Here is a 17,470-nt window from a genome sequence, read left to right on the forward strand (position 1 = left end):
GGCCAGAGACGACCGCTGCAGAAACTCTACATTACAGTGTTCCGGACTGTTGTGGTTAGCCCTCGAGGAACCGTCCCATCCTGACCGAGACTCCGACCGACGCCGGATCAGCCTCCAGCGCCGGACTCAAGCGACCTATCGGTGCGGAGCCGCGTCTTTTTGTCGCTTCGGCGAGACCAGTACGCCATGGTTCCGTTCACGGGTGGCGTTCCGCACTGTAACCGATGCGGGTGCGAACTCGAGGGGGACGAGGAAGGCTGTCCTCGATGTGGGTTCAACCCCCGGCAGATGGGATTGCGCGTCTCGATGGGGTTCCTTATGATCGTCGTCTGTTCGATGACGGCGATCGTGCTCTCGATCCCCGTCTGGACCGGGCTTGCACCGCTTCTCACCGGGCTCGCGGCCGTCTCGTTCGGACTCGCCGTGGTAACGTTTCTCGTCTCGTTTCTCGCTACTCCGTCCCGGTTCGGATTCCTGTTCACTCGATTCTGACAGCTACGCCGGCAGTCACGAGAGCTGTAGGTCGAAAGGACTATCAGCCGGTGTGATCCTTTGACAATCACACCGATAGTTACCAAAGCTATATACCTGACAGCGGGGAATCGGTATAATGGGATTGGTAGTACATGTCACTCGAGACGTGTTCGCACGGTAGCGCCCTGACGACGGCTCGAGCGATCGGAGTCGGCAGGTCGGATCGAGCGGTTCGATCGGAGTGTCACGAACTACCGCATCGAACTGGCTCGGCGTACGGCTTCGGGCAGCACAACTACGGCGGCACGAACATTGAGGGAAACTATGGCAGACGAAGATAAGCGCGGAATACAGGAAAATCTCTTCCACGCGGAGACGGATCGAGAACCGGGCGACAGGAACTGGCAGGGGTTCGGATTCGACATCAACCCGCCGGTCTTCCTCATCGCGGGTGGGTTGATCGTCCTCTTTATCGTCCTCTCGCTCGTGTTCCCGGACCAGGCGGGGACCGTGTACCAGGACACCCGAGTCGCGGTTTCGGACTACTTCGACTGGCTGTTCATTCTGGCGGCGAACTCGTTCATCATCTTCATGGTGTACCTCGCCATCAGCAAGTACGGCTCGATTCGTCTGGGCGGGGTCGACGGCGAAAAGGAGTTCAGCGATATCTCCTGGGTCGCCATGCTGTTCAGCGCGGGGATGGGGATCGGCCTCATGTTCTTCGGCGTTGCCGAACCGGTGTTTCACCTCTTCGACCCACATCTCGGCGCGGAGGCGGGGACCGAGGGTGCCGGCGAAGTAGCACTTGCGGTGTCGCTGTTCCACTGGGGTATTCACCCGTGGGCGATCTACGCGCTGGTCGCGCTCGGACTCGCCTTCTTCTCGTTCAATCGCGGACTTCCGCTGACCTTTCGATCGGTGTTCTACCCCGTGCTCGGCGACCGAATCTACGGCTGGCCCGGACACGTCATCGACGTCTTCACGATCTTCGCGACGCTGTTCGGTCTCGTTACCTCGCTGGGGCTGGGGGCGTTGCAGATCAACGCCGGGCTGACGTTCGTCGGTGACGAGGTCGGGGCGTTTCCGGCCGTCCCCGACTCGGTCTGGGTCGCCGTCGCCATCATTGGGTTCGTCACCGTGCTGGCAATGATCTCGGTCTACCTCGGTCTCGACAAGGGGATCCGACGGCTCAGCAATCTGAACCTCACGCTGATGATGCTCCTGCTCGGATCGGTGTTCGTCCTCGGACCGACACTGTTCATTCTCGGCGCGCTCCCGCAGGCGATCGGGGGCTACCTCGGGAACTTCTTCGAACTCTCGTTCTTCGGGAACACCTTCGACAACCACTACTTCCAGGGCTCCGAGTTCTACGGGCCGGGCGGCGAGGGCGAAGGTAACTTCCTCGTCGACTGGACGGTGTTCTACTGGGCCTGGTGGATCTCCTGGTCGCCGTTCGTCGGAATGTTCATCGCACGGATCTCGAAGGGACGCTCGATCCGGGAGTTCGTCGGTGGCGTGCTCCTGATCCCCGTCATCTTCTCGTTTGCCTGGTTCTCGGCGATGGGCGGAACCGCCCTGAACTTCGAACTGAGCGGGGCGACCGAGGGCGCGATCAGCGGCCCGATCTTCGAGGTCGGCGAGGAGCTCGCGATGTTCGCAATGTTCGACCTGATGCCGGGCACCCTGATCCTGTCGGTGCTCGCGATCGTCCTCGTTACTACGTTCTTCGTGACCTCCTCGGACTCGGGGTCGCTCGTTCTCGAGCATCTGAGCACCGGCGGAAAACACGAAACGCCCCCGACCGGCCGGGTGTTCTGGGCTGCCTCGGAGGGATTAGTCGCCTCGACGCTGCTGATCGCTGGCGGCGACGCCGCGGTCGAGGCGTTGCAGGCGGCTGCCATCGCCAGCGGGCTTCCGTTCACGCTCATCCTGCTGTTCATGATGTACGCCGTTTTGATCGGTCTCAGACGGGAGTACAAGACCCTCAAGTCCGACGAGTTCGCCGAGCTGATAGACGACCTTGAGGAGGACGACGAGATCGTCGTCACGAGTCAGACCGGGGATCTCGTTACGCACGTCAAAACCAGGGACGGAACTGTCGTCGACGTCGGCGACGACTGAGACGGACTGTTATAACTGTTCGCCGATGCGACCGCAGGGGTTCGCGGTCGTACCGGCGACGATGTTTGGGAGATCGTACGGCCCCGATGTCGCTCTACGAGCGGACGACGGTGACCGGCTGCGAACAGAGCCGAACGACCTTCTCGACGTTGGAGCCGAGATACCTTTCGAGGGTCCCTCGGCCGCGTTCCGCCATGATGACGGTGTCGATCTCCGCCGTCTCGACGTAGTCGAGGATCTGTCGTCCAACCTTCCCGGATTTCACTACGCCGACGCCGTCGAGCCCCCGCTCCTCGGCCCGGTCGACGACCTCGCCGACGATCCCCTCCCCGTACTGGCGGTACTCCTCGAGCCCCTCCTCGCTTGCGCCGATGCTCAGAATGTACGACGCCTTGGTCTCGACGACGTAGATCACGTGGACCTCGGCACCGAACGTCTCCGCGAGATCCAGTCCGTGGTCGATCGCCGCCGCCGCTTTCTGGCTTCCGTCCGTCGCGATCAGTATCCTGTCGAACATCCTCCTCAGACCGCCTCTTCGAAGGACGCGCGCAAATAGTTTGGGTCGAGAACTGCGCTCGGAGACACTGCCGACTGATGGACGGACTACTCGAGATTGATCTCGCGAAGGTAGATCGAGAACGCCACGAACGTCAGCAGCGTTCCGGCGATGAAGTGTCGACCCGCCAGCAACAACAGCAGACTCGCGACTGCAAGCACTACCGCGAGGATCGTTGCGGCGATCGCGACGAATCTGGACATACCGAGGCCACTGTCCGGACACGACTTATGCGTGTCGTCAGTCCGAGACGTCCCGCCACTCCGCGACGAGACCGATTCCGCCCAGAACCGCGCCAGCGGAGCCGATGAGAATCTCGAAGAGTTCGCCGCCGAGGAGCCCGCTACCCAACAGGAGGAGGCCGCCGCCGAGCAGGAACAGTCGAAGGTAGGTCCGCGGGGTCCAACGCATGCGTTGGGAGCCGTTTCGGTCGGAAGCGGCTCAAAGCTGACGGTTCGAGGACGAGAGGTCGCGAGACGCGTCGGCATCGGTCGGCGCCTGCACGACTCCGTCCACGGCGCACGAAACGGCTCGTTCGGGGGACGACTCGAGTGGCCCTGACGGATTTAGCTGTAATTCACGAAAGACCGGAGGTCTTTCGAACGACGACAAAAGCGTGCATCGTCGGCTGTGGCCGAGTGTCGATTCGGTAGGAGTTGGACACTCCGAACCGCCTGTAAAGGGCGGAGTCTGGAACCGTCCGCAGAACCTTCGGTTCTGCCGGGCCGTACGAGAGCTTCGCTCTCGTGGACGCTGTGGAGCCTGTTCCTGCAAGTGTCGACACAGAAACAGGAGGCCCCGTCCTCAACAAGCGAGGGCCGGGTAGGCTCGGGCGCGGTAGGACGGAGTAGTTCACGCCATCCACTGTGCGCCCGCGACAACCGTTACCGGCGCGTCGGCCATTCGGATGACCTTCTCGGAGGTGCTTCCGAGGTGTCTGTCGATTGCCCCGTGGCCCTGTTTCCCCATCAGGATGAGGTCGACGTCGTTCTCGTCGGCGTACTCGACGATCTCCTCGGCTGGCCGACCGGTTCTGATCACGCCCTCGCCGCTAAGACCGCGTTCGGAGACGCGCTCGATCACCTCGCCGACGACCTCCTCGCCGTACTTTCGGTAGGATCGAAGCTCGTCGTCGGAGATACCGACCGTCAGGATGTAGCTCGCCTTCGTCTCGACCACGTACAGCACGTGTACTTTCGCACCCACTCGCTCCGCGATATCGAGTCCGTGTTCGACACACCCTTCGGCCTCGTCGCTGCCGTCCGTCGCGATCAGAACGTTGTCGTACATGTGTATTCGTCCTCGTACTCGTCTGAAACATCGAGGGTCACTCACATAGTACTTGCTTCTGTTACCACACAACACGACCTCGGCGAGAGTTCGGCAGGATCGATGTACCGACCGAGGGGCAGGGAAGACATCAAATAGCTCGTTCCCGTTACAGCTAGAGGATGGGGGCCGATACCCCGGACCCGTCGGAGCCCGCACTCGAGCGGTTGTTCTACCGCTCCGAGAGGGTACGGTTCGTCCACTGGGAGGAGTTCTCGGGCGCGAACGCGGCGGTGTGGCTGACCGAGTTCGTCGCAATCCTCTCGTTTGTCACCGGGCTATCGAACCTCAGCCAGCCGGACCCGGCCTTCGACGGGCCGCTGGCGGGGGCGCTCCCCGCCGAGCCCGTCTTCCTGCAGTTCACCGGTGTCTTGCTCGCGTTCGTCCTCATGCTCCTCGTTTTCGGCCTCCGGCGTCGGAAACGGATCGCGTGGTACCTCACGCTTGCTGTCCTTCCGCTGGCTTCGGTGTTGCCCCTGACGACGCTTCGGCCAATGGACGTTCCACTCCTGCTTGCGATTCTTGCGACGCTCCCGCTCTTGCTCGTCAATCGGTCGGCGTTTGACCGGCGACTCGAACTCTCCTCGCTGCAGATCGCCGCGCTATCTTCGATTATCGGCGTCGGCCTGTACGGAACGGTCGGCTCGTACGCGCTCCGGGACCAGTTCGGTGGTCTCGAGACCTGGAGCGACTCGGTCTACTACGTCATCGTCACGGTCGCGACCGTCGGCTACGGCGATATCACGCCGCTGACGACCGAGGCGAAGTGGTTCTCGCTCTCGGTCATCGTCTTCGGAACCGGCGCGTTCACCGTGGCGATCGGGGCACTGGTCGTCCCGGCCATCGAGAAGCGAATAGCCACCGCGTTCGGAACCATGACCCCTACGGAACTCACACTGCTCGAGGATCACGTGCTGGTTCTCGGCCACGACGACATCACGGAACCGCTGCTCGACGAACTCGGCACCGAGGTCGACGTCGTGGTCGTCGCGTCCGACAGCGACGACACTGGCGAGTTCGACGACCGGAACGTTACCGTCGTCACCGGCGACCCGACCCTCGCCGAAACGCTCGACGAGGCCAGGATCGACGAGGCCGCGGGCGTGGTCGTCGCGACCCGGGACGACGCCACGGACGTCCTGACGGTCCTCGCGGCGCGGGAGGCGAACCGGGCGGTCCGCATCGTCGCCGCCGCGAACGACCGAGAGCACGTCGACAAACTCGAGGCGGTCGGTGCTGACGAGGTTATCAGCCCGACGGAGATCGGCGGTCGGTTCCTCGGCCGCTCCGTCCTCGATCGAACGTCGGCCGACTCGCTGTTCGGCGACGCCGACGACGACACGGAGTGAGGACGTTGCGGGTTGTCGACCAGGATTCCGTCGAGATCTGTGGGGGAAGGACTAACGGACATTGCGTGTAAGTTGTTGACATGGGTCTTCAGGGGGTCGGACCGGTCGAACGGGTGCTCCGCACGCTACTGGGGCCGCTCTGTCTCCTTTCGGGGGCCGTCGTTACGGCGGGTTTTTTCTTCCCCGATCCCGTCGTGGAAGCGGTCTCCGGGCCGACGTGGCTCCTCCTTTCGCTCGTGTTCTTTGGTTCCGGGTTGGCCTATCTCGCCGTGTTGCCGGCCGAATCCGACGAGGATGCCGGCGCGTTCGATCCGGAGTCCCTGCTCCGAGTGCGGCGGCTCGGAGTGGCCGACACCCTCGAGAAGTTCCTCTCTCGACAGGATCCGATCGCGTTCGGGATCCCGGTTGTCGCGTTCGTCCTCTTCTTTTCCGGGCAGTTGCTGGTGCCCGCCGAAACGATCCGTGCCGTCGACGCCGCACAGCGGACCGTCACGATCTACGGTGGCTGGCTGTTCGCCGCCGTGATGACGATTTCGGTACTGATCTCGCTGTACCTCCTGGTGGGGCCGTGGGGAACGGTGAAACTCGGCGGCCCGGACGCTGAGCCGGCCTACACCTACCCCGTCTACTTCGCGATGTTCTTTACGGCCGGAATCGCCGCCGGGATCGTCCTTTGGGGGCCGGCCGAGGCACTGTTCCACTACGAGACGCCGCCGCCCTACTTCGGCGTCGAGCCGCAGTCGGAGGCAGCCGCCGGGGCGGCGCTGACCTACACGCTGTTTCACTGGGGAATCTCCGCCTGGAGCGCGTACGTCGCCGTCGGCGTCCCGATCGCCTACTACGTCTACCAGCAGGGGGCACCGTTGCGCGTCTCGACGATCCTGGCGCCGTTTCTCGGCGTCGAAAACCTCGATTCGATCTGGTGTCGGCTCGTCGACCTGCTCGCGGTGTTCGCGACGATCGGCGGGATCGCCACCTCGATCGCGCTCGTCGGGGACCAGTTCCTCGCAGGGATCGAGTTTCAGTGGGGTGTCGCGTCCGACACCGTCGGCTCGGTGCTGTTCGTCACCGGCCTGACGTTCGTCTTCGTCGTCTCGGCACAGAGCGGTGTCCACCGGGGAATCAGGCGGATCGCCGCCGTTACCCTCGTTCTGTTCGGGCTGTTCGCGGCGCTTTTCGTCGCCGTTGCCCCGCGAACGGCCGTTCTCGAGTACTCCTCGCAAGCAGTCGGGAACTCCGCGGTTCACGCGATCCCGATGAGCATCTATCTGGGGAACGGCCCGATCGCCAGCGCGTGGGTGGCCGACTGGACGATCTGGAACTGGGCGTGGTGGTTCTCCTGGGCCCCGTTCGCGGGTCTCTTTCTGGCTGCGCTGTCCCGTGGGCGGCGGATCCGGACAGTTGTTCTGACAGGCGTGATCGCGCCCTCGCTGGCGACGATGGCCTGGTTTCTCCTCCTGGGATCGTTCTCGCTACATCTCCAGCAAACGGGCGTTGTGGACGTCCTCGGGGCGATCGACGCTGCGGGTGGCTCCGAGGCCGTCGCCGGCTTCCCGATCCTCGAGAGCCTCGCGATCGGCCAGCTCCTCGTGTTCGGCTTCCTGGCGTTGATCGTCGTCTTCATGGCCAGCTCCGCGGACACCTCGACGCTCGCCGTCGCCGTGCTGGCGACGAAACGGGAGTTCGCCCCGACGACCGGTGCGATCGTCTTCTGGGGGATCGTGCAGGGGCTCGTCGCCGTCTCGGTCCTCGTCACCGACAGCGCCGAGGTGTTGCAGGCGACGGCCGTGCTGACCGGTGCCCCGTTCGCCCTGCTCGTTCTGGTCTCGCTCGTCGGGCTCGTCGCGGCGTTCCGTCGGCACGAACGCGGTCGGCAGTCGATCGTCGGCGCGGCGTGGGCGAAGGTCGGCGACGATACCGAGGATGGGGGTGACTGAAACGCGCGAACTCGTCAGTCCCTCGAGCGGCGGCGAAAAAACGGTGGAATCGGCAGTCGTCAGTCGTCAGTCGTCGGCCGGCGCCTCCGAGTCGGCCGGCTCGATACCGACCTCGATCTCGGCCGCGGCGGCCTTGTACTCGGGGATCTTCGCGCGTTCATCTAAGACGTCGTTGGTCAGTTTGTTCGCCGAGGCGGCCGCGAAGTGCGGCGTCGTCCACACCGACCCCTCCTTGATCGCCTCGGTGACCTGGGCTTCGACGGTGATCTCGCCCCGTCGAGACTTGAGACGGACCTGCTGGCCGTCTTCGATCCCGTACCGTTCGGCGTCGTTCGGATGGATGTCGACGAAGTTCTCTGGCGTCTGGCGGTTCAGCGTCGGCGAGCGACGGCTCATCGTCCCCGTGTTGTAGTGTTCCTCGAGCCGGGCGGTCGTCAGGATCAGCGGGTACTCCTCGTCGGGAGTCTCCTTGGGCGGCTGGTGGGTGACGCCCTCGATCTTCCCGAGACCGTTGTCGGTGTCGAAGCTGTCCTCGTAGAGGTACTGGTCGCCCTCGTCACCGAGTTCGTAACAGGGCCACTGGATCCCCTCCTCGCCGAGGCTGTCGTAGGTCATCCCGTAGTAGCTCGGGCAGACCTGCCGGAGCTCCTCGAAGACGGCCTCCTCGTCCTCGAAGCGGAACTCGTCCTCGCTGAACAGCCGGCTGCCGACCTCCATGAGGATCTCGAGGTCGTGTTTCGTGTTCTCGTGGACCTTATCGACGCCGCGCATCCGCTGGACCCGGCGGTCCGTGTTGGTGACGGTGCCGCCGCGTTCGGCCCAGGTCGTCGCCGGCAGAACGACGTCGGCGTACTCGGCCGTCTCGGTCATGAAGATGTCCTGGGCGACCATGAACTCGAGATCCTGAATGCGCTCGATGACCCGGTTGGCGTCGGGTTCGCTCACGACCGGATTCTCGCCCATCACGTACAGTCCCTTGACCGAGTTGCCGAACTCGTGGGAGAGCTCGACGTTCGTCAGTCCGGGCTCGTCGGGCACCTCGAAGCCCCACTCCTCCTCGACGGACTGGCGGGCCTCGTCGTCGTCGACCAGCTGGTAGCCCGGCAGGACGTTCGGCATCGCACCGACGTCACAGGTCCCCTGGACGTTGTTCTGGCCGCGGAGCGGGTTGACGCCCGTCCCCGGTTTGCCGAGGTTGCCCGTGATCAGCGCGAGGTTGATTTCGTTTTGCACGTTGTCGACGCCGCAGGTGTGCTGACTCATCCCCATCCCGGTGAAGATGGCTGCGTTGTTCGCCATCGCGTACTTCTCGGCGGCCATCTCGATCTCCTCGAGCGGGACGCCACACTGCTCGGCGGCCTCCTCTTTGTCGAAGTCGGCGAGGGTTTCCTTGAGGTGGTCGAACCCCTCCGTTCGTTCCTCGATGAACTCCTCGTCGATCCAGCCCGCGTCGGGATCGTCCTCGTGGTTCTCGAGGATCGTCTTGATGACGATGTTCAACAGCGGGATGTCGGTCCCCGGCTCGAGCTGGAGGTGCTGGTGGCGATCGGTGTCGTCGATCTGGAACGACTTCGTCGTCTTGTTGGCGTGGGGGTCGACTTGGATCACCGTCGCTCCCTCGAGGACGGCCTGGCGGAAGTACTGGCTGTTGGCGATCGGGTGTTGCTCGCCGGGGTTTGCTCCCTGGATCCAGAAGACGTCGGCCGACTCCTCAAGGTCGGCCATGCTGTTGGTCATCGCGCCGGCGCCCAGGCTCGTCCGCAGCGCCCACACCGTCGAGGCGTGACACATCCGCGTGCAGTTGTCGACGTTGTTGGTGCCGTACCGCCGCGCGAGCTTCTGGAGAAGATAGTTCTCCTCGTTCATCGTCTTCGAGGAGCCGAAAAAGCCCATTGCGTCGGGCTCGTGCTCCTCGCGGATGCGCTCGAGCTCGTCGACGATGCGGTCGTAGGCCTCCTCCCAGGTGGCCTCGCGGAACTCGCCGTCCTCCTTGATCAGCGGCTCGGTGAGTCGGTCCTCGTGGTCGACGACCTCCGTCGCCGCGCCGCCCTTGATGCAGATCCGTCCCTCGTTGACCGGGGCGTCGCCCCAGGGCATGAACTGTACGTCGCCGGGCTCCTCGCCCTGTTTGACCTGGATACCGCAGCCGACGCCGCAGTACGGACAGATCGTCTTGACGGGCTCGGACTCCTCAGTCGCCATCGGAACCACCTGTGTCGGAGTTGCTCATGATCTAGTGTACCGTTTCCCTCGACGAGGTATGAAAGTTTCTCCCGGACTCCCGAGGAAAACGTTCACACTGCCCGCCGGATAACCGACGAACGATGGCTCTCTCCGCGGATACGGTCACAGCGCTCGCCGACGAGTATCCCGACGAACAGCCGCTCGCGACCGTCGAGGACGAACACCGCGAGCTGTTGCCCGCGACCCTGGCCGAGGGATCGTACGGCTGGCGCGACGTCGAGTGGATCGTCCAGTGGTACTTCCGGCGCTTCCTCGGTCGGTACCCCGACGCGAAACGGCGAGCCGCCGAGGAGCGCTTCGGCGACAACGAGTACGAAGCCCTCGAGACCGCGATCCGAGGCGCCCTCGCGGCCGAGACGACGCGCGCGAAACTCGAGGCACTGACGGCACTCGAGGGGGTCGACGTCCCGATCGGAACGGCGTTCCTGCAGTTCCTCGAGCCGGAGCGGTACCTGGTGATGAGCGCCCGCGAGTGGGCGGTGCTTTTCGAGCACGGGGAGCTCGAGGAACCGTACCCCGAGTCACCGGACAGCGGGGAGTACGAGCGCTACCTCGAGCGCTGTCGGACGATCGCCGACCGCTGTAACTGCGAACTCTGGGACTGCTACCGGGCGTTGTGGCTGCTCGGCCACCGGTCAGAAAACGGGGAGTAGGCGGTCAGAAGAGGCCGTCGATGCTCCCGTCCGAGTGGAGTTCCATATTCGCGGCCGCCGGCTCCTCGGGGAGGCCGGGGAGGGTGAGCACGTCCGCGGTCAACACCACGAGGAATCCGGCCCCTGCGGAGGGATAGATCTCGTTGACCTCGAGGGTCCAGTCCTCGGGGACGCCCTTGCGGCTCGCGTCGTCGCTCAGCGAGTGGAACGTCTTCGAGATGCAGATGGGCACGTCGTCGAACCCGTGTTCGGTGAGCCGTTCGATATCCTTCTCGGCGTCGCTGTGGTACTCGACGTCATCGGCGCCGTAGATCTCGGTCGCGACGGTCTCGATCTTCTCCTCGATCGACACGTCGAGGTCGTACAGCGGCTCGAACGACGACTCCGTCTCGGCGGCGTCGACGAGGTTCTCGGCGAGGTCGACGCCGCCCTCGCCGCCGTCGCTGAACACCGTCGACTCCGCCGCCCGCACCTCGAGGTCCTCGCGGCAGTGCTCGAGGACGGCCTCGACCTCCGCGTCGGCGTCGTCGGGGAACCGATTGAGCGCGACGACGACGGGGACGCCGAACTTCCGGAGGTTCGAGACGTGTTTGTCGAGATTCTCGAGGCCGCGCTCGACGGCCTCGACGTTCTCGTCTTCCAACTCCTCGAGGTTCGGCGGCCACATCTCCTGGCCGTGGTACTTCAGGGCCCGTACCGACGCGACGAGGGTGACGGCGTCGGGCTCCATCTCGCCGAACCGACAGACGATGTTCATGAACTTCTCGGCGCCAAGATCGGAGCCGAAGCCGGCCTCGGTGACGAGGTACTCCGAGAGGTGAGCGGCGACCTCGTCGGCGATCAGCGAGTTGGTCCCGTGAGCGATGTTCGCGAAGGGGCCGCCGTGGACGAACGCGGGCGTTCCCTCGATCGTCTGGACGACGTTGGGTTTGAGGGCGTCCTTCAGCAGGATCGCTGCGGCGTCGGTTGCGCCGATATCGTCGACCGTGACCGGCTCGCCGTCGTCGGCATAGGCGACGATGATCCGGCCGATACGGGTCTTGAGGTCCTCGAGACCGTCGGCGAGACAGAGCACGGCCATCATCTCGGAAGCCGCCGTCAGGATGAAGCCGTCCTCGCGGGGGACCCCGGTGACCTCGCCGCCCAGGCCGATCACCGTCTCCCGGAGCACCCGATCGTTCATGTCGATCGCGCGCGGCCAGTTGACCCAGTTGACCGCGATGTCGAGCTCGTTGCCCTGCTTGATGTGATTGTCGAGCATCGTCGAGATCAGGTTGTGCGCCGAGGTCAGCGCGTGCAGATCGCCCGTGAAGTGGAGGTTGATGTCCTCCATCGGAAGCACCTGGGAGTAGCCGCCACCCGCGGCGCCGCCCTTGACGCCGAAGACCGGCCCCAGCGACGGCTCCCGGATCGCGATCAGCGCGTCCCGATCGATGTGATTGAACGCCTGGCCGAGCCCGACAGTCGTCACCGTCTTCCCCTCGCCCAGCGGCGTCGGCGTCATCCCCGTGACGAGGATCAGCTTCCCGTCGTCGGTTCGCTCGTCCCGGAGCCGCTCGATCGCCTCGAAGGAAACCTTCGCCTTGTAATCCCCGATCGGCTCGAGGTCGTCGTCCGCGAGCCCGAACGGTTCGACGACCTCGGTGATCGGACGTTTCTCGGCGTGCTGTGCGATCTCGTAGTCGGTCGGGATCGCCCCGTCCTGGTTCGAATCCGTCATCTAGCGTACGTTTTCCCGAATCAGTGATAAGTGTTAGCTCATCTGTAGCGTTCCGGATACGACGAGGTCCCGACGGACCCACGCTCGCCCGACCCGTCGATTCCGGCGACCGTCACGTCACCAAGGGAATGCTGGCCGAACCTGTTCGCCCATAACTCGGCGTTTTCGCGCCTACTACGGTAATTTAATATCCTGGGTATCGTTGACAGGATATCGGGAAAGCATGGCAGATAACAACACACATAGATCGGGTGGACGATGTTCGAACGGAACGGGACGGAACAGCGTCGAGCGAGGCGATCGCCGATGAGCGATGCGTTTCCCTCGAGTGCGGATACCGTCGTCATCGGCGCAGGGATCGTCGGCAACAGCCTCGCGTACCATCTCGCGGATCAGGGTCGGGAGGACATCCTGCTGCTGGACAAGGGGCCGCTGCCGGATCCCGGCGGCTCGACAGGTCATGCCTCGAACTTCCTGATGCCGGTCGAACACTCCAAGGAGATAACCCACCTCACCCGTCGGAGCATCGAGCAGTACGAGGACATGGACACCTTCACCAACAGCGGCGGGCTCGAGGTCGCTCGAACGGAAGAGCGGATGGCGGAACTCGAACGACGCGTCCAGTCCGCGGCGGCCTGGGGCGAGCCTGGGCGGCTCCTCTCGGTCGAGGAGATCGAGGAGATGGTTCCCTATCTCAACACCGACATCATCAAAGGCGGCTTCTACAGCCCGGGTGCGGGGACCTGCGATCCGCTGCGTGCCGGCGAGGTGATGCGGGCACGAGCCGACGAGTACACCGACGGCGGGCTGACGGTGTCGCCGAACACGACGGTGTTGGACCTCCACGTCGAGGACGGCGCGATCAGTGCGGTCGAGACCGATCGAGGCACCGTCAAGGCCGACGAGGTCGCCATCGCCTGCGGGCTCTGGAGTCCGAAGATCGCCGCGATGGCCGGCGTCGAGATCCCGCTGACGCCGGCGGTCCACCAGATGGTCAGCGTCGGCCCGATCTCGTTTTTCGAGGACTACGAGGGCGAGATCTCCTTCCCCGTCGTCCGGGACATGGACACCCAGATGTACGAGCGCCAGCACGGCAACGACCTCGAGGTCGGCTCCTACCAGCACCGCCCGATCCTCTGGGACGTCGACGAAATCCCCTCGATCGACGAGGCGCCGCTGTCGCCGACCCAGCCGCCGCTGACCGACGACGCGTTCGAGCAGTCGATGCACGACGCCCTCGAGATCGTCCCCGAGCTGCTCGACGATCCCGAGGCCGGCGTCCGTCACGAGATCGACGGGCTGCTGTCGGTGACGCCCGACGGCGCGCCCCTGCTGGGCCCGCTACAGGACGTCGACGGGCTGTGGTCTTGCGCCGCAGTCTGGATCAAGGAGGCGCCAGCCGTCGGCGAGGCCGTCGCCCAGTGGATGACCCGCGGCTGGTCGGACATCGATCTCCACGGCTCGGATATCAACCGATTCTACGAGTATGGCAACTCCAGACAGTTTGTCAAGAACCGCGCCCACGAGGGGTTCCAGAAGATCTACGGCATCGTCCACCCCCACGAGCAGTGGCAGAGCTCGCGTCCCCTGCGCACGAGTCCGTTCTACGACCGCCAGGACGACCTCGAGGCGCGCTTTTTCGAGGCCGCGGGCTGGGAACGGCCCCAGTGGTACGAGTCCAACGAGGACCTCCTCGAGCGCTACGCCGAGGAGCTCGAGGGGCTCGAGCGACCCAACGAGTGGGACTCGCGGTGGTGGTCTCCCATTATTCTGGCCGAACACCTCCACATGCGCGACGAGGTCGCGATGGTCGGCGACATGGGCTTCGGCATCTTCGATTTCGTCGGCGAGGACGCCTGCGAGTTCCTCGAGGGAATGGCCGTCGGCCGGATCGACGTCGACGTCGGCAAGACGGTGTACACGCCGATACTGGCCGAAAACGGCGGCTTCGTTTCGGACCTGACGATCGCCCGGCTCGGCCCCGACCACTTCCGGCTGATCACCGGCGGAGCCGCCGCGGGTTCGGATCGAGCCTGGTTCGGGAGTCACATCCCCGAGAACGCCGACGTCACGATGATCGACAACTCCGAGTCGCTGTGCACGCTCGGCGTCTGGGGGCCATCGGCCCGCGAGGTCATCCAGTCGGTCGCCGAGGAGGACGTCTCCCACGAGGCCTTTCCTCCCTATACCGCCCAGGAGGTCACTATCGGCGAGGTCGACGCCTGGGCGATGCGACTTTCCTACGTCGGCGAGCGCGGCTGGGAGCTCTACGCGCCGATGGGTCAGGGCCGGCGGCTCTGGGAGCTCGTCGAGGAGGCCGGCGAGGACCACGACGTTCGCCCGGTCGGGATGGGCGTCTACGGCACTACGGGGCGCCTGGAGAAGGGGTACCGCCTCCACGGCCACGAACTCGAACTCGAGTACGACCCCTCGGAGGCCGGCCTCTCGTTCCACGGGATCAAAGAGGCCGACTTCGTCGGGAAGGAGGCCTACGCGGAGGCCCTCGAGACCGAGGACGCGGCGACCCTGTGTACCCTCTCCGTAGCCGACCACGCGCCCGAGGGCGGCGAACCTCGGTTCATGCTCGGCGGCGAGCCGATCCTCGACGACGGCGAGGTGATCGTCGATGAGGAGGGCCGCGAGTCGTACGTCACCAGCGCTGGGACGGGGCCCACCGTCGGCAAACACCTCCTGATGGCATACCTCCCGCCGGAGTACGCCGAGGAGGGCCGAGAGCTCGCGGTCGAGTACATGGGCCAGCAGTACCCCGTCACCGTCGAGATCGCCGGCAGCGAACCGCTGTTCGACCCCGAGAACGACCGCATCCGGAGCTAATCATGAAGGTACTCGCCTGTATCAAACGCGTCCCTGACACGGGTGCCAAGATCGTTCTCACGGAGGACGAGCAGCGAATCGACACGAGCGGACTGGGCTTTACCATGAGCCCCCACGAGGAGTGTGCGATCGAGGAGGCCGTCGCGCAGGTCGAAACCCACGGCGGGTCGGCCCACGTGCTCACTCTCGGTCCACCCGAAGCGGACGAACAGCTCCGGACCGGGCTGGCCATGCAGGCCGACGAGGCGACCCTACTCGAGACCGACGAGGAGGAGTGGTCGCCGCGGGCGACCGCCGACGCACTCGCGGACGGAATCGATCGCCTCGACGACGAGGGATTCGACCTGCTGCTGTTCGGCAACGAGTCGGCCGACGCGGCCAACTACCAGGTCGCCGTCCGCGTCGCAAGCGAGCTGGGTTACCCCTGCGTCACCGGGATCAAGGACCTCGAGGTCGAGGACGGAACCGCGATCGCGAAACGCGAGATCTCCGGCGGCGAGGAGGTGTACGAGGTCGACCTCCCTGCCGTCGTGACCGTCAAGGAGGGGCTCAACGAGCCCCGGTACGCCTCGATGCGAGCCAAGATGCAGGCGCGCCGCCAGGAGATCGAGAGCGTAGAGCCCCGGGCCGAGACGAGGGCGGGCGGGCTCGAGAAGGTCCGTCTGGAGGCGCCCGAGACCGACGACTCGCCCGCGGAAATCCTGGGCGAGGGGTCGGAAGCGGTGCCCGAGATCGTCGAGATCCTCGCCGAGGAGGTGGAGGTCGTATGATCCTCGCGCTCGTCGAGCACGACAAGGGAACACCCGAGGAGCTCTCGCTCGAGGCGCTCGCAATGGCCCGCGAGCTGGCGACCGCCGAGGGCGACTCGCTCGAGGCCGTCGCCTTCGGCGACGAGGCCGACGCGCTGGGCGACGAACTCGGCGAGTACGGCGTCGAGGCGGTTCACTGCGTCGCTCACCACCACCTCGAGCGCTACGCGCCCGACGCCTGGGCCGAGAGCGTCGTCCAGCTCGCGTCCGAGCGCGAGGCGAAGACGATCACGGCACCGGGAACCGACCGCGGCCGCGAGGTGCTGGCTCGCGTCGGCACCTCCCTCGACGCGCCGATGGCGACGAACTGTCTCGCGGTCGACATCGCCGACGACGGCGCCTACGAACTGCGGCGCAACCGCTGGGGCGGCAGCCTGATCGAACACGCTCGCCTCGACGGTGAGCACAAACTGCTGACGGCGGCCGAACACGAGTTCCCGATCGAACCCGCCGCGTCGCCGACCGAACCGTCGGTCTCGACGTTCGAACCCGACGTCGATGACGACCTGTTCGCGGTACAGGTCGATCGCGTCGAGACGGGCGACGAGGAGGGGATCCCACTGGGCGAAGCCCGGGTCGTCGTCGGCGGCGGCCGGGGCGTCGGCAGCGCCGAGGACTACGACCAGCTCGAGGAGCTGGCGGAGCTGCTGGGCGGAACGGTGGGCGCCTCTCGAGCCGCGGTCAACGAGGGGTGGCGTCCACACGACGACCAGGTCGGCCAGACTGGCGCGAAGATCAGCCCGGACATCTACATCGCCTGTGGGATCAGCGGCGCGGTCCAGCACATGGTTGGCTGCAAGGGCGCGGACACACTGCTCGCGATCAACACGGATTCCGAGGCCGCGATCGTCCAGAAGGCCGACTGGGCTGTGATCGGCGACCTCCACGAGGTCGTGCCGGAACTGAACGAGGTCCTGCGCGACGCGGCCTGAGCGAGTCGACCCCTCAATCGGTCGAAGTCCGACTCCACCGTACGATCGGAGTAGGCGCTCCCGGCGCCGTCCCATCCGATCCTCGATCTGTCTGATGGCCAATTATTTCAGCTTGAGGGCTCTGTTATTACGCATGTACATTCGTAATTAAACACATACACTAACTACTTCTAACTAAAGGATTCAGTAATGACTTTCGATAGATATTCAGCAAGCCATCGACAGCATCGTTGCCAAGAAAGCTGTTCGCGTACGAAATATGTCCTTTGGCGGCCAGTAGCAGAAATGAAGCCCAGATTCGGATATACGACATTCAGACACCAGGACGATATCTACGACGAAATTCCATTCTATTTTTCTGTCCAATTCGTAGAATCATAGAATAACAAATCAATAGCCTTTTCAGAAAGTCTACTGAGAGAATAAATCGAGATGACGACACTCGAGAGGGCTCGTTCGGAACTCGGGACCGCCGAGTTCGTGCCGCCTGGCGCAACTATCAGGGAAAAAG

14 protein-coding genes are annotated in these 17,470 nt (G+C 64.6%); 8 read left to right on the top strand and 6 right to left on the bottom strand.

Features of this window, described 5'->3' with window-relative positions:
- Positions 1-186: 186 nt before the first annotated feature.
- Both QA600_RS09910 and QA600_RS09915 read left to right on the top strand, forming a co-directional pair.
- Complete coding sequence (locus QA600_RS09910; protein ID WP_278291777.1) at positions 187-492, top strand: hypothetical protein; 306 nt, start codon at positions 187-189, stop codon at positions 490-492.
- Between the two features lie 306 nt (positions 493-798).
- A complete protein-coding gene (locus QA600_RS09915) occupies positions 799-2,595 on the top strand; it encodes a BCCT family transporter (RefSeq protein ID WP_278291778.1) in 1,797 nt (598 codons plus the stop codon).
- Positions 2,596-2,689: 94 nt separating this feature from the next.
- Here QA600_RS09915 and QA600_RS09920 read toward each other — a convergent pair whose 3' ends face one another.
- The 4 genes from QA600_RS09920 to QA600_RS09935 all read right to left on the bottom strand — a co-directional run bounded on the left by QA600_RS09920 (position 2,690) and on the right by QA600_RS09935 (position 4,441).
- Complete coding sequence (locus QA600_RS09920) at positions 2,690-3,112, bottom strand: universal stress protein (RefSeq protein ID WP_278291779.1); 423 nt, start codon at positions 3,110-3,112, stop codon at positions 2,690-2,692.
- Positions 3,113-3,198: 86 nt separating this feature from the next.
- On the bottom strand, positions 3,199-3,354 hold the full coding sequence (locus QA600_RS09925; protein ID WP_169331733.1) for a hypothetical protein: 156 nt from the start codon (positions 3,352-3,354) through the stop codon (positions 3,199-3,201).
- Positions 3,355-3,391: 37 nt separating this feature from the next.
- Positions 3,392-3,562, bottom strand: a complete 171-nt coding sequence (locus tag QA600_RS09930) for a hypothetical protein (RefSeq protein ID WP_278291780.1) — start codon at positions 3,560-3,562, stop codon at positions 3,392-3,394.
- A 441-nt stretch (positions 3,563-4,003) separates the two neighbouring features.
- A complete protein-coding gene (locus tag QA600_RS09935) occupies positions 4,004-4,441 on the bottom strand; it encodes a universal stress protein (protein WP_278291781.1) in 438 nt (145 codons plus the stop codon).
- A 161-nt stretch (positions 4,442-4,602) separates the two neighbouring features.
- On the opposite strand from QA600_RS09935, the gene QA600_RS09940 reads away from it, so the two are divergent.
- Positions 4,603-5,829, top strand: a complete 1,227-nt coding sequence (locus QA600_RS09940; protein WP_278291782.1) for an NAD-binding protein — start codon at positions 4,603-4,605, stop codon at positions 5,827-5,829.
- Between the two features lie 80 nt (positions 5,830-5,909).
- Complete coding sequence (locus QA600_RS09945; protein ID WP_278291783.1) at positions 5,910-7,766, top strand: BCCT family transporter; 1,857 nt, start codon at positions 5,910-5,912, stop codon at positions 7,764-7,766.
- Between the two features lie 66 nt (positions 7,767-7,832).
- On the opposite strand, the gene fdhF is transcribed toward QA600_RS09945, so the two are convergent.
- Positions 7,833-9,968: a formate dehydrogenase subunit alpha gene (fdhF, locus tag QA600_RS09950; protein ID WP_278291784.1), complete on the bottom strand. Its 2,136-nt coding sequence runs from the start codon at positions 9,966-9,968 to the stop codon at positions 7,833-7,835.
- A gap of 122 nt (positions 9,969-10,090) precedes the next feature.
- Here fdhF and QA600_RS09955 point away from each other — a divergent pair, with 122 nt between their 5' ends.
- Entirely contained in the window at positions 10,091-10,663 is a 573-nt protein-coding gene (locus QA600_RS09955; protein ID WP_278291785.1) for a hypothetical protein, read from the top strand.
- 4 nt (positions 10,664-10,667) lie between these two features.
- Here QA600_RS09955 and QA600_RS09960 read toward each other — a convergent pair whose 3' ends face one another.
- Positions 10,668-12,383 carry a formate--tetrahydrofolate ligase gene (locus QA600_RS09960; protein WP_278291786.1) on the bottom strand — a complete coding sequence of 572 codons (1,716 nt, stop codon included), beginning with the start codon at positions 12,381-12,383 and terminating at the stop codon, positions 10,668-10,670.
- Between the two features lie 306 nt (positions 12,384-12,689).
- Here QA600_RS09960 and QA600_RS09965 point away from each other — a divergent pair, with 306 nt between their 5' ends.
- From QA600_RS09965 to QA600_RS09975, 3 genes are read left to right on the top strand one after another with little or no spacing between them, the layout of a single operon-like run.
- Entirely contained in the window at positions 12,690-15,218 is a 2,529-nt protein-coding gene (locus QA600_RS09965) for an FAD-dependent oxidoreductase (RefSeq protein ID WP_278291787.1), read from the top strand.
- Between the two features lie 2 nt (positions 15,219-15,220).
- Entirely contained in the window at positions 15,221-15,988 is a 768-nt protein-coding gene (locus QA600_RS09970; RefSeq protein ID WP_278291788.1) for an electron transfer flavoprotein subunit beta/FixA family protein, read from the top strand.
- A complete protein-coding gene (locus QA600_RS09975) occupies positions 15,985-16,959 on the top strand; it encodes an electron transfer flavoprotein subunit alpha/FixB family protein (RefSeq protein ID WP_278291789.1) in 975 nt (324 codons plus the stop codon). Before QA600_RS09970 ends, QA600_RS09975 begins: the two co-directional genes overlap by 4 nt.
- The last annotated feature ends 511 nt before the right edge of the window (positions 16,960-17,470 follow it).

Origin of the sequence: Natronococcus sp. A-GB1 (genome assembly GCF_029688845.1) — an archaeon.
Lineage (GTDB): Archaea > Halobacteriota > Halobacteria > Halobacteriales > Natrialbaceae > Natronococcus.

Bases quoted from the DNA above. Each gene is read 5' to 3' on its own strand.
- QA600_RS09910 (WP_278291777.1), top strand. From the start codon at position 187: ATGGTTCCGTTCACGGGTGGCGTTCCGCACTGTAACCGATGCGGGTGC.
- QA600_RS09915 (WP_278291778.1), top strand. From the start codon at position 799: ATGGCAGACGAAGATAAGCGCGGAATACAGGAAAATCTCTTCCACGCG.
- QA600_RS09920 (WP_278291779.1), bottom strand. From the start codon at position 3,112: ATGTTCGACAGGATACTGATCGCGACGGACGGAAGCCAGAAAGCGGCG.
- QA600_RS09925 (WP_169331733.1), bottom strand. From the start codon at position 3,354: ATGTCCAGATTCGTCGCGATCGCCGCAACGATCCTCGCGGTAGTGCTT.
- QA600_RS09930 (WP_278291780.1), bottom strand. From the start codon at position 3,562: ATGCGTTGGACCCCGCGGACCTACCTTCGACTGTTCCTGCTCGGCGGC.
- QA600_RS09935 (WP_278291781.1), bottom strand. From the start codon at position 4,441: ATGTACGACAACGTTCTGATCGCGACGGACGGCAGCGACGAGGCCGAA.
- QA600_RS09940 (WP_278291782.1), top strand. From the start codon at position 4,603: ATGGGGGCCGATACCCCGGACCCGTCGGAGCCCGCACTCGAGCGGTTG.
- QA600_RS09945 (WP_278291783.1), top strand. From the start codon at position 5,910: ATGGGTCTTCAGGGGGTCGGACCGGTCGAACGGGTGCTCCGCACGCTA.
- fdhF (WP_278291784.1), bottom strand. From the start codon at position 9,968: ATGGCGACTGAGGAGTCCGAGCCCGTCAAGACGATCTGTCCGTACTGC.
- QA600_RS09955 (WP_278291785.1), top strand. From the start codon at position 10,091: ATGGCTCTCTCCGCGGATACGGTCACAGCGCTCGCCGACGAGTATCCC.
- QA600_RS09960 (WP_278291786.1), bottom strand. From the start codon at position 12,383: ATGACGGATTCGAACCAGGACGGGGCGATCCCGACCGACTACGAGATC.
- QA600_RS09965 (WP_278291787.1), top strand. From the start codon at position 12,690: ATGAGCGATGCGTTTCCCTCGAGTGCGGATACCGTCGTCATCGGCGCA.
- QA600_RS09970 (WP_278291788.1), top strand. From the start codon at position 15,221: ATGAAGGTACTCGCCTGTATCAAACGCGTCCCTGACACGGGTGCCAAG.
- QA600_RS09975 (WP_278291789.1), top strand. From the start codon at position 15,985: ATGATCCTCGCGCTCGTCGAGCACGACAAGGGAACACCCGAGGAGCTC.